The 11,344-nt window shown below is 66.9% G+C and carries 15 protein-coding genes; 8 read left to right on the forward strand and 7 right to left on the reverse strand.

Going from position 1 to position 11,344, the window contains the following annotated elements:
- Nucleotides 1-9: 9 nt before the first annotated feature.
- A complete protein-coding gene (pheA, locus tag AABD04_RS00975) occupies nucleotides 10-942 on the forward strand; it encodes a prephenate dehydratase (protein WP_341439893.1) in 933 nt (310 codons plus the stop codon).
- The gene (locus AABD04_RS00980) at nucleotides 939-1,604 is read left to right on the forward strand and encodes a histidine phosphatase family protein (RefSeq protein WP_341439894.1); all 666 of its coding nucleotides are present in this window, start codon (nucleotides 939-941) and stop codon (nucleotides 1,602-1,604) included. Before pheA ends, AABD04_RS00980 begins: the two co-directional genes overlap by 4 nt.
- On the opposite strand, the gene AABD04_RS00985 is transcribed toward AABD04_RS00980, so the two are convergent.
- From AABD04_RS00985 to AABD04_RS01000, 4 genes are all read right to left on the reverse strand, one after another.
- Nucleotides 1,597-2,424, reverse strand: a complete 828-nt coding sequence (locus AABD04_RS00985) for an ESX secretion-associated protein EspG (RefSeq protein ID WP_341439895.1) — start codon at nucleotides 2,422-2,424, stop codon at nucleotides 1,597-1,599. The genes AABD04_RS00980 and AABD04_RS00985 overlap by 8 nt on opposite strands.
- A complete protein-coding gene (locus AABD04_RS00990; RefSeq protein WP_341439896.1) occupies nucleotides 2,421-3,590 on the reverse strand; it encodes a PPE domain-containing protein in 1,170 nt (389 codons plus the stop codon). The genes AABD04_RS00985 and AABD04_RS00990 overlap by 4 nt, the downstream gene beginning before the upstream one ends.
- 63 nt (nucleotides 3,591-3,653) lie before the next feature.
- The gene (locus tag AABD04_RS00995) at nucleotides 3,654-3,965 is read right to left on the reverse strand and encodes a PE family protein (RefSeq protein ID WP_032381057.1); all 312 of its coding nucleotides are present in this window, start codon (nucleotides 3,963-3,965) and stop codon (nucleotides 3,654-3,656) included.
- A gap of 88 nt (nucleotides 3,966-4,053) precedes the next feature.
- Nucleotides 4,054-4,620 carry a histidine phosphatase family protein gene (locus AABD04_RS01000; protein WP_341439897.1) on the reverse strand — a complete coding sequence of 189 codons (567 nt, stop codon included), beginning with the start codon at nucleotides 4,618-4,620 and terminating at the stop codon, nucleotides 4,054-4,056.
- Between the two features lie 245 nt (nucleotides 4,621-4,865).
- Here AABD04_RS01000 and AABD04_RS01005 point away from each other — a divergent pair, with 245 nt between their 5' ends.
- Both AABD04_RS01005 and AABD04_RS01010 read left to right on the forward strand, forming a co-directional pair.
- Nucleotides 4,866-5,060: a CbtB domain-containing protein gene (locus AABD04_RS01005; protein ID WP_032396459.1), complete on the forward strand. Its 195-nt coding sequence runs from the start codon at nucleotides 4,866-4,868 to the stop codon at nucleotides 5,058-5,060.
- Nucleotides 5,051-5,818: a CbtA family protein gene (locus AABD04_RS01010; RefSeq protein ID WP_341439898.1), complete on the forward strand. Its 768-nt coding sequence runs from the start codon at nucleotides 5,051-5,053 to the stop codon at nucleotides 5,816-5,818. Before AABD04_RS01005 ends, AABD04_RS01010 begins: the two co-directional genes overlap by 10 nt.
- 201 nt (nucleotides 5,819-6,019) lie before the next feature.
- Here the strand turns inward: AABD04_RS01010 and AABD04_RS01015 are convergent, their stop codons facing one another.
- Entirely contained in the window at nucleotides 6,020-6,352 is a 333-nt protein-coding gene (locus AABD04_RS01015) for a metallopeptidase family protein (RefSeq protein ID WP_243595862.1), read from the reverse strand.
- Between the two features lie 13 nt (nucleotides 6,353-6,365).
- On the reverse strand, nucleotides 6,366-7,451 hold the full coding sequence (locus AABD04_RS01020) for a septum formation family protein (protein ID WP_243595863.1): 1,086 nt from the start codon (nucleotides 7,449-7,451) through the stop codon (nucleotides 6,366-6,368).
- 34 nt (nucleotides 7,452-7,485) lie between these two features.
- Here AABD04_RS01020 and AABD04_RS01025 point away from each other — a divergent pair, with 34 nt between their 5' ends.
- Nucleotides 7,486-7,878 (forward strand): ankyrin repeat domain-containing protein, encoded by a 393-nt coding sequence (locus tag AABD04_RS01025; RefSeq protein ID WP_243595864.1) that lies wholly within the window; start codon nucleotides 7,486-7,488, stop codon nucleotides 7,876-7,878.
- 11 nt (nucleotides 7,879-7,889) lie between these two features.
- A complete protein-coding gene (serS, locus tag AABD04_RS01030; protein ID WP_341439899.1) occupies nucleotides 7,890-9,143 on the forward strand; it encodes a serine--tRNA ligase in 1,254 nt (417 codons plus the stop codon).
- Between the two features lie 7 nt (nucleotides 9,144-9,150).
- Here serS and AABD04_RS01035 read toward each other — a convergent pair whose 3' ends face one another.
- Nucleotides 9,151-10,020, reverse strand: a complete 870-nt coding sequence (locus tag AABD04_RS01035; protein ID WP_341439900.1) for a hypothetical protein — start codon at nucleotides 10,018-10,020, stop codon at nucleotides 9,151-9,153.
- Between the two features lie 87 nt (nucleotides 10,021-10,107).
- On the opposite strand from AABD04_RS01035, the gene AABD04_RS01040 reads away from it, so the two are divergent.
- A complete protein-coding gene (locus AABD04_RS01040) occupies nucleotides 10,108-10,848 on the forward strand; it encodes a lysophospholipid acyltransferase family protein (RefSeq protein WP_243610645.1) in 741 nt (246 codons plus the stop codon).
- Nucleotides 10,849-10,857: 9 nt separating this feature from the next.
- Entirely contained in the window at nucleotides 10,858-11,343 is a 486-nt protein-coding gene (locus AABD04_RS01045; protein WP_341439901.1) for a GNAT family N-acetyltransferase, read from the forward strand.
- Nucleotide 11,344 lies beyond the last annotated feature (1 nt).

The following is an 11,344-nucleotide window of genomic DNA, read 5'->3' on the forward strand; positions in this document are numbered from 1 at the left end:
CCTCGAGGCGTGCCTCGCATCGCTTACTTCGGCCCATCGGGAACGTTCACGGAGATGGCGCTGGCGCAGTTCGAAATGCTCGGAACCTTCGGCGCAGTCGGTCTGAACGGGACGGTCGAGCGGGTATCGGCGTCGAACCCGCCTGCAGCGCTCGAGGCCGTGCGCTCGGGTGCGGCCGACGCGGCCGTGGTCCCCATCGAAAGCTCCATCGAGGGTGCCGTTCCGCCGACGCTCGACGCGTTGTCCGAGGGCCGCCGGTTGCAGATCGTCGCCGAGACCGAGATCGAGGTGGCCTTCACCATTCTCGGCGGTCCCGGCGTCACCCTCGACTCGGCTCGCACCGTCAGTGCCTACCCCATCGCGCTCAATCAGGTGCGGCAGTGGCTGCAGGCCACCATGCCCGACGCCGTGGTGCAGTCTGCGTCCTCCAATGCCGGTGCAGCAGAGGATGTTGCCGCCGGAATGGTCGATGCTGCGGTGTCGACGCGGCTTGCCGGTGAGCGCCTGAAGTTGCCGCAGTTGGCCGACGGGATCATCGACGTCGAAGGTGCGCGGACTCGCTTCGTGCTGGTGACCACACCGCAACCGGTGCCCGCGCGTACCGGTGCCGACCGCACGTCGGTGGTGCTGGAGCCGCCGAACGACCCGGGCACACTGCCGGCAGCGTTGGCAGAGTTCGGAATTCGTAACATCGACCTGACCTTCATCGAATCACGGCCCACCCGTTCACGATTCGGGACCTACAGGTTCTTCGTCGATTGCGCCGGGCACATCGACGATCCACTCGTCGCGGAGACGTTGGCCGCCTTCCATCGCAAGATGCCACTGCGCTTTCTCGGATCTTGGCCCACCGCAACGGGAACGGGTGGATCGGTGCCGCCGCCGATCGACGAACACGTGCAGTGGGTCGCCGAGATTCGTGCCGGACGCGGTGATCTGTGATGGGCAAGCTCATTCTCGTTCGGCACGGCCAGACGAAGGCCAACGTCGCGAAGGTATTGGACACCGCACCGCCAGGAGCCGAGCTGACCGAGCTGGGCCACCAGCAGGCGGAGGCCTATGCGCAGACCTGGGTCGGCCGCCCGCCGGCGATGTTGGTGTCCTCGGTTGCGTTGCGCGCCAAGCAGACTGCCGGCTACATCGAGCGAGCGACCGGAGTTCCCCTCGTGGTGACCGAGGGAATCCAGGAGACGTTCGCCGGCGAGCTGGAGGACCGCGACGACCAGGACGCGCACCGGGCGTTCACCGAGATCTTCGGTCGCTGGCACACCGGAGATCTGGCGGCGACGGTGCCCGGAGGCGACAGCGGACATTCGGTGTTGGAGCGGTACGTCCCGGTGCTCGACGGTCTCCGGGCGCAGTATCTGGGTGACGACACGGGAGGCGACGTCGTTGTCGTCAGCCACGGTGCCGCGATCCGATTGGTCGCGGCGGTACTGGCCGGGGTCGACGGCACGTTCGCGGCCGACAACCATCTCGACAACACCCACACCGTCGAGCTGCTCCCGCTGCCGAGCGGAGGGTGGGCGTGCGGCAGGTGGGGCACGATCCTGCCGCCGTTCGAGGGCAAGGGCAGTGACAACGCGGACAACCCGATCAGCTAGCGAGCAGATCCTGCGCCGATGCGATCAGCTCGGCCACGGCCGCGGTCACCCTGCGATCCGTTGCGCCCGTGAGCGAGCTCCACGACGTGCCGTCGGCGGCGAGGGTGGAGGTGGCGACGATGCGTCCGGCTCGGGTGTCGAACAGAGCGACGGGTCTACCCGCCACGAGCCGGCTGCCGTGCCTGCGGGCGACGGCGGTGATCTCGGTTCTGCCGGCGCAGGTGGCCATCGCCGACGCCAATGCCGACGCGCGGTCGCCCACTATTCCGATGCCGCGTAGCCGAGACGCTGTTGCTCCGACGTCGGACGGTGTCGCATCGAGCGCCTCGGCGAGTAGATCGGTGGGCGCGTTGATGCTGCCCGGGTCGAACGTGGCGGCCGAGCCGATCGACATCGCGAGGTCTCGGGCCGGGTCGCCGTGGACGACACGGATGGTGACCACGTCGTCCTGCCGCAGTGCCGACACGGTGATCCGGTCGTCGGACGCGACGCAGATCCGCGTGCTGGGAGCGGGCGCGCCGCTCTCGACGTCGAACACGCGGGCCGAGATGTACCAGCGTGGTTGTTCGAGGACCCGCAGCCAGTGCCGAACATCGTCGTGGACGCGGCCCCCGGCCAACAACCCGGCCGACTCGAGGGCGCAGCGGCCACGTTCGAGCGCGGAGTCCCTCGCGGTGGCGTCGTCGAAGCGCGGGAACACGTCCAGGACGACAGGAAGTTCGGCGATCGACAGCTCGTCGACCAGGAAATCCATCGCGTCCGTGCCGAGTGAGGCGCTCGGCACCGTGTGGCCCACCGGCACGGTTCCCAAGTCGATCAACGGCCGTTTCCGCTGGTATCGGGTGCAGGAAGGGGCGGATCCGCGCCGATGACGGACGGTGCGACGGTGCGGCCGTCCGCGAAGTGCTCGAACTGCTTGAGGTAGTCGGGCGTCTCGTGCTCGTCGTCCTCGGCCTGCCCGCGCGTGCCCGACGCCGGAGCACCGGCACCGCCGGTTCCACGCTGAGCGAGGCCGCCATCGGTCGAGGCCGGTGCGCCGAACGCAGTGGCTCCGCCCTGGCTCGCAGCTGCAGGCATCGAGCCGCCACCCGCGGGACCCAACGCGGAACCGAGCATTCCGGCACCGCCGCCGAATCCGCCGGCTCCACTTGCCCCGCCGAACGACACCGGACGCGTCGACGCCGGGCCGACGGCAGGAGATGCCGAACCACCGGGTGCGAAGCCGCCGCCCGTTCCGGCACCACCGGACAGTGCACTTCCTCCGATGTTGGACGCGGCGGTGGCCACCGTGGACGCACCGGTACTGGCGATGGAGGTAGCAGCGCTACCGATCTGGCCGGCGGCTGCGGCGACTCCGGGATTCTGTGTTGCCGCCATCAGGCCGCCGATCGCAGCCTGAACTGGCGAGGTCATCACGGCGTTGGCGAACTTTCCGAGGCCGCTGCCGGAATCGGACACGATGGCGGGCGGATGATCGAAGGTGGTCTTGACGATGCGGTGCGAGTTGACCAGCTCGAAGCCCTCCATCACCAGGGCCGCTCGGATGTCGAGCAACCGGTCTGCCACCTCGGCTGCTTCGTAGCTGCCGTTCAGTGCGCCGCCCGTGGACGCAGCGGTGACCTTGGCGGCCTGCACGAGGCCGATTTCCACCAGCGACGGCATGGTTGCCAGGGCTACGCCGTAGGTGGTCCCGGCGGCGGGGGCCTCGACCGAGAGCGCGGCCGCTTTCAATGCCGTTGTGCCGGTCCACGTTGCGAAACGTGCGAGTGCGGCCTGGGCGAGCAGTGCCGACTCACCCTCCCAGCCCGCGGTCAGGGCCGCAGTGACAGCGGCGATGCTCGCCGATGCCTCGGTGAACGCCGCGGCAACCGAACCCCATGCTCCGCCGGCGACGTGCAACGGCACCGGTCCCGGCCCGAGCAATCGCGTCGAATTTCCCGTCGCCGTGCGTGGCAGCCACACCACACCTGTCACTCCGAGCGTCATCCCTCAGCCCCCCATGATGTTCGAGCCCTGCATCCAATTTTTGCTGCGGTCGAGTTCGGCGCGTCAGATGCCGGGTAGGCCGGGCAGGCCCCCGGCCGTGTCGTCGTCGGTGGCCACGTAGTCCGCGGCCTGCTTCCGGAGTTCCTCGGCGGCACGGTGTAGCTCTGAAATACCTTGTGCTGCAGCCGGTCCGAAGGTGTCAGCCGCGGTGCCGAAGAACCGTTCGGTGAGCAGAGAGACCTCGTCGGTGCCCGGCGGTAGTGGCCGCACGGGGATCGCCGTCGCGGTGACGGCGGCCTGCAACCTGGCGGCGACCGCATCGAGCTCCGAAGCAGCGAGCTGCAGTGCCACCGGATCCACCTTTATGACGGTCATGAGCCACGCCCCCTGATCGAAGAACTTTGCGCTGTCGGTAGGTAGGACGCCGCCGTGTTCGGTTTGGTTCCCTCGACGCGAGGAAAATTCAGACGAACTTCTGGGCCACCGAGCCGACGGTCCATATGCCGCCTCGACGGCCGAGTGCGGTGAGTGTGAGCGGGAAGACGTCGATCCGCCAGAACGAGGACACCGGGGCCTCCAACACCACGATCACCACGGCTCGGACGACCGCAGGAGAGGTCACCGCCAGGGTCCGGCCGGGCGTCGAGCCGACGGTGCTCAGCCACGTCTCGACGCGAGAGAACAACGCGTCGAGGGATTCACCGCCCGGTGGAACGAACGCCGGGTCACTCAGCCAGCCCATCGCGTCGGCGTCGGGCAGATCGGTCATCTCGAGACCCGACCATCGGCCGTAATCGATGTCGGCCAACCCGGGTTCGACCGAGATGTTCGAGCCGAAGCGTTGCGCAGTGGAGATCGATCGGGTTTCCGGGCCGGACAGCACGCGGTCGACGCGAGGAGGATCGGTGACCGCGGCGAGATCGCGCTGTCCCGCGTCATCGAGTGGTTCGTCGCCGGGGAATCGGCCGGTGCGCATCGCGTCGGTTCTGGCGTGGCTCACCAGCATCAGTCGGGTCACGGGCGCAGACACTCGGCCATTCTGGCATCGAGCTGCGGTAGGCCATGACAGCGATTGACACAGCGTCGCGTTCGGTGCCACAGTTCGCAGGTTAGACGCGATGTACGCAGGTAATCCGGTGAAAATCCGGAGCGGTTGCGCCACTGTGATCGACGTCGGGCATATGTCCGAATTCGAGAGTCAGAAAACTCGTTCATCGCATGGCCGTCCCCGTTTTCGAGCGGGGACTACGGGACGCACAATCCCAGGAGGACACCATGGCAATCATTCACGCACCCAGTAATACGACGGAGTCGGCTGCCCTTGCCGTCATCGTCGCCGCAACGATTCTGCTCGCTTTCGTCGTGCTCTACCTCGTCGGCTTCGATCAGGGCGCGATCTCCCGCAGTGGCATGTACATGCACGAACTGATGCACGACGGCCGCCACCTGCTGGGCCTGCCATGCCACTGACCGGGACATTCGTTCAATTGCTGATGCGAGGTCTGCTCGCCGGGCTTCTCGCCGGCCTGCTCGCCGGAGCAGTTGCCTTCGTCGTCGGTGAGCCGCACATCGACTCGGCCATCGCCATCGAAGAAGCAGCCGGCGCCGACGCCCATCACGCCGACGCCGCCCCTGCCGCGCACTCGCACGGCGACGAGGCGCTCGTCGGTCGGGACGGACAACGCGTCGGACTGTTCCTCGCCACCGGACTCGCCGGCCTGGCACTCGGCGCGATCTTCGCCTCGGTACTGCACTATGCCCGACGCGTCAGCTCCCTTCCGGGCTCGATTCTCGCGCTCGTCGGGGCCGTCGGCGGGTGGGTGGCCATCGAAGCGGTGCCGTTCTTCAAGTACCCGGCGAACCCGCCGGCCGTCGGCGATCCGGAGACCATCACCCAGCGCACGTGGCTGTGGTTGGCGACGGTGATTCTGGGTCTGCTGGCCGTCGCGGTCGCCGTGTACGCGGCGAAGGCGGTGGCATCGCAGAATTCGGTGGCGATTCGCGTCGGCGCGCCGTTGCTGGCGTTCCTGGTGATCGTGGGAATCGGCTACGCGCTGCTGCCCGATGTGAACGAGGTCGGCTCGGACTTCCCGGCAACCCTGCTGTGGGAATTCCGACTGTCGTCACTGACCACCCAAGCAACGCTATGGCTGACACTGGGATTGGGATTCGCATTCCTCACCGATCGGGCAGTGCGCCCTGTTCGCCGAGAGGCAGTCGCGGCGTAGCCCGTTTCCGCGTCAATGGACCATTGCACGGCCGAGACGTATGCAAAGTGCCATTGACGCGGTGTGGTCGGCCCAGGTCGGTCCGGGTGAATGGACCATTGCACTGCTCAGACGTATGCAGTGGTCCATTCACGCGTCCGGGGGGTGTGCCGTCGGGGGATGCGGACGGGTGTGCGTTTGGGGTGAGGGGGGCGAGTGCGATCAGCCGAATCCGAGTTGATGCAATCGTTCGTCGTCGATGCCGAAGTGATGTCCGATTTCGTGGGCCACGGTGATGGCGATTTCGCGGCGAGCCTCGATGGCGTCGTCGACCATCTCGAGGATCGGTTTGCGGTAGATGGTGATGACGTCCGGCAAGTGTCCGCTGTACTCGTAGCGTTCGGTCAAGGCGATGCCCTCGTACAACCCGAGGATGTCTTCGGTCGGGTGTTCCTCCTCGACGAGGACGACCACGTTGTTCATGAAGTCGGTGAGTTCACGGGGCAGGGTGTCGAGAGCGTCGGACACGGCTTCCTCGAAGTCGACGCGAGTCATGTGGGTGGGAATGTCACCCTCCGGTGGTGATAGGTGCGGCACCGGGCAACGGTGTCGGCAGTGCGCGGCCGTCGGGAGCGGCGGGCGGCGGGACGGGAGCGGCACCGTTGATGAGGATGTCGCCCTTGGCGGTGCCAACGATGGTCGCGAAGCCGCCGGAATCGAGTTCCTTACCCACCGAACAGGTCACCTGGCGACTTCCGGCGAGCCAGCTCGCGACGTCGATGGTGTCCCAGAACAGGGTGAGCGTCTTGTCGCGCAAGGCGGTGTCCGAGCCGAGGTAGCCGTTGACGGCGTCGGTGCAGGTGCCTTCCAGATACGCGTCCTGATCACCTTCGGACGGGTGCCCGCCGGGGAACTGCTGCGTCAGGTTGATCACCGACGCCACCTCGTACGCGTGCGGGGCCGAGCAGTCCACCGGATCCGCCGGCACGTTCTGATCGATGCCGACGCACGTACCGGTCGGCCAGACCTTCGACTGGTCCTGGTCGAGGATCGAACCGGTCATCTCCATCAGACTTCCGGTGTTCGACGGCATCTGCACACCGCAGCGCAACGTCCGTTCACCCTTGGCCCAGCCGGTCTGGCTGGGGAACATCAGTCCGACGCCGAAGCGTCCGCTGGGATCGAACTTCGCACCGACGTAGTCGTTGACGGCGGCCGCGCAGTGTTCGTCACGCAGCTCGCCGAACCGGATGGAACCGGGGTACGTCGATCCCGGACCGAACTCGACGCCGGGGTAGACGCTCATGTCGATGTCGCGAGCAACCTCGAAGCGATGGGGATCGGCGCACGAGACCTCGGCGAGGTCCTGTCGGTCGGTCTCCGGATCATCGGTGGGCGTCCACTGCAGGCACGTGCCCGGATCGGCCGCACCGAAGGATGTCGCCGACACCGGTCCGTCGGTCGCAGGGCCGGCGGCCGACGTGTGGGTGGTGATCTTCTCGGGCGGGGAGAACCCGTCGGAGAACAGAACCGTCGCCCCCGCAGCAAGGACCGCGCCGACCGCAACCATGGCGAGCCCGCGTCGGGCGGTGGTCGAAGACAGTGTTCGTCGAGACTTCTCGCCCGTCGGGGGGTCTGATTCGTGTACGGACATCACCCTCCATCATGCCCGAGTAGGTTCGGTCCTCATGAGCGACCCAACACGTGACGACGACCTCAGCGAGCTGGCCGGCCGACTGTTCGCCATGGCCCGCACCGGCGACGCGGCCGCGCTCGCGAGTTACCTCGACGCAGGCGTCCCGGTGAATCTGCACAACGAGTCGGGCGACACGCTGGTCATGCTGGCCGCGTATCACGGGCATGCCGACGCGGTGCGCGTGCTGGTCGAGCGCGGTGCCGATGTGAACAAGTCCAACGACAAGGGACAGACTCCACTCGCCGGGGCAGTGTTCAAGGGTGAGGACGAGGTGGTGCGTGTTCTCGTCGACGGTGGAGCCGACCCGCACGGCGGTCACCCGTCGGCCGTCGATGCTGCGACGATGTTCGGACGCGAGGACTACCTGGGGTTGCTCGGCAAGTAAGGTTCCCTCTCGTGATCGACCTGAAATTCCTTCGCGAGAACCCCGACGCAGTGCGCGCCTCGCAGCGCACCCGAGGCGAGGACCCCGCTCTCGTCGACGCGCTACTCGACGCCGATGCATCTCGCCGCGCCGCTGTGCTCGCAGGCGATCAGCTGCGGGCCGAGCAGAAGGCCTTGGGAAAGCAGGTAGGTAAGGCCTCCGCCGAGGACCGTCCCGCACTGCTGGCCGGGGCATCGGAGCTGGCCGCCAAGGTGAAGGCCGCCCAGGCCGCCGAATCCGAGGCCGACGCGGCCCTCGACACGGCGCACCGCGCAATCTCCAACATCGTCCAGGACGGCACGCCCGCGGGCGGCGAAGACGACTTCGTGCTGCTCGAGACCGTCGGCGACATCCCGGAGTTCGATTTCGAGCCCAAGGACCACCTCGAGCTCGGTGAATCGCTGAAGCTCATCGACATGGAACGCGGAGCCAAGGTCTCGGGCTCACGCTTCTACTTCATGACCGGCTACGGCGCGCTGCTGCAGCAGGGATTGCTGCAGCTGGCTGCGCAGAAAGCCGTCAAGAACGGCTTCACCATGATGATCCCGCCGGTGCTGGTGCGGCCGGAGATCATGTCGGGAACCGGATTCCTCGGAGCCCACGCAGACGAGATCTACCGACTCGAAGCCGACGACCTCTACCTCGTCGGAACCTCCGAAGTGGCTCTCGCGGGCTACCACTCGGGCGAGATCATCGACCTCGCCGACGGCCCGAAGCGATATGCCGGATGGTCGTCGTGCTTCCGCCGCGAAGCAGGCAGCTACGGCAAGGACACCCGCGGCATCATCCGAGTCCATCAGTTCGACAAGATCGAGATGTTCTCGTACATCAAGCCCGAGGATGCAGCGGCCGAACACCAGAAGTTGCTCGAATTCGAGAAGGAGATGCTCGCGGCCGTCGAGGTGCCCTACCGCGTCATCGACACCGCAGGCGGCGACCTCGGCTCCTCGGCCGCCCGCAAATTCGACTGCGAGGCATGGGTTCCCACCCAGAAGGCCTACCGCGAGCTGACCTCGACCTCGAACTGCACCACCTTCCAGGCTCGACGCCTCGGCGTGCGCTACCGCGACGAGAACGGCAAGCCGCAGACCGCGGCGACGCTCAACGGCACCCTCGCCACCACACGCTGGATCGTCGCGATCCTCGAGAACCACCAGCAGGCCGACGGTACCGTCCGGGTCCCCGAGGCCCTCGTACCCTTCGTCGGAACGGACGTTCTGAAATAGGACTCGCTCAGGCGATGTCGCCGATGCAGTAACCCTCGCCGCCGATGGCCAGTACGAAGGTGCGGTTCTGGTACACCCCGGACGCGTCGATGATATCTGCGTTGACCTGGGTGTAGATGCCGTTCTGCCCGGTGACGAACACGCTGTCGGGATCGAACGAGGTGATGCCGGGCAGGATGTTCGGGTTCTCCACCAGCGGTGGGGCAGTGGGAACGCCGGTACCGAGGGGGTCCCAGGTCTGTCGACCGTCGCAGACGAGCGGGAAGTTCGCTTCCACATCGTCGGGGGCGACGGGCAGCCCGGCGAGACGACCCAGGTAGCGGTCGACGGTGTAGACGGCGTCCGCCGCGTCGAACACAGGGGCCGTGCCGGTGGGGTAGACGGTGGGGCACGCGTAGCCGGACGCGATCTCACTGCGCTTCACACTGACCGTAGCGGTGGGCCCGGTCCACGTGACGGCGAACTGGCCGTCGACGCCAGGGGTGGCAACGGCAGCGAGAATCGCGTCGGTGTCGACGTACATCGTCGGGATGTCGGTGGGCGGGACAGTCCAGCACCGCGCCGTGACGACGCCGATACCGCCACCGGTCAGATCGTTGACGAACGGGCGCAGCGCCATCGCAGCGTCGGGGTTGCCGGGAACCTCGCCGACGGGTGGGCCGGGCGGGAGCGGTGGGGGCGTGGTGGTGGTCGCGGAGGCCGTTGTCGGAGTTGTCGTCGATGTCGTTGCCTCGGTGGTGTTGCTCGTCGCCCCGGACTGTTCGGACGGCAGTCCGACTGCGGAATCGCAGCCTCCGACCAGGGCGAGAGTTGCGATCAGCGGCAGCGCGGTTCGGACTACCCGGGTCCGCCCTGGTGATGCCGCACTGTTCTTCACGTCGTTTCTCCCCCGTTGCATTCTGGCCGGACCTGTCATCTCCCGGACCTTTTGTCCGGCATCGTCCACCGACTACGCTAACGGACTGTGGAACCCGTCTACCGATCAGTCATCGGCATCGCTCGTGCAGTGTTCGCGTTCGAGGGCCTGAAATTCGAGGTCGAGGGCGAGGAACACATCCCTGCCACCGGCGGAGCCGTCATCGCCGTCAACCACACCGGGTACATGGATTTCACCTACGCCGGGCTGCCTCCGCGCCGGGTGAAGCGGTACATCCGGTTCATGGCGAAGAAGGAAGTCTTCGACAACAAGATCTCCGGCCCGATCATGCGCGCGCTACGCCACATCCCCGTCGATCGCGGGGCAGGAGCGCAGTCGTACAAGGCGGCCGTGGCGAGCCTGCGCGACGGCGAGCTCGTGGGTGTGTACCCGGAGGCGACCATCAGCCGTAGCTTCGAGATCAAGGAATTCAAGTCCGGCGCAGCGCGGATGGCGATCGAGGCAGGCGTGCCGATCATCCCGACGGTCATCTGGGGTGCACAGCGCGTGTGGACCAAGGGCTACCCGAAGCGACTGGGCCGCACCAACACTCCCATCTCGATCGCCGTCGGTGAGCCGTTGGCACCGGTCGGCCCGCCCCAGGAGCTGACCGACCGGCTACGCACCGTGATGCAGAAGATGCTGCTCGAGCTTCAGGAGAACTACCACCACGAGCCGGGCGCGTACTGGGTTCCGGCCCGATTGGGCGGCAGCGCCCCGACTCTCGAAGAAGCGGACGAGCTCGACGCCCAGGATCTCGCAGCGCGTGCTGCCAAGCGGGCCGAGTAGAGCTTCGCGATGAACCTTCGTGGTGAGCGGGTCGTGTTGCGGCCCGTCACCGCAGAGGATGTGCCGGAGCTGCGCCGAATACTGCACACCCCCGAGGTGTATGCGCGGTGGGGCGACGAGGATGCCGACGAGAACTGGCCGTTCGACAGCACCGACGAAAATCGACTGGTCGTCGAATTGGACGGCGCGTCAGTGGGATTGATCCAGTACGGCGAAGAGACCGATCCGATGTACCGGCACGCGTCGATCGACGTCTTTCTGGATCCGGCAGTGCACGGCCGCGGTATCGGACAGGACGCCGTGGGCACACTGGTGCGGTACCTGACAGTCGACCTGGGGCATCATCGGCTGGTGATCGACCCGGCCGCCGACAACGCGGTAGCGATAGCCTGTTACAGCGCAGTCGGTTTCGAGCCGGTCGGCATCATGCGCAAATACGAGAAGGGGCCGACCGGCTGGCACGACAGCCTGCTGATGGACTTGATCGTCGAATAGC

Source organism: Rhodococcoides navarretei, assembly GCF_038069675.1.
Classification (GTDB): Bacteria; Actinomycetota; Actinomycetes; order Mycobacteriales; family Mycobacteriaceae; genus Rhodococcoides; species Rhodococcoides navarretei.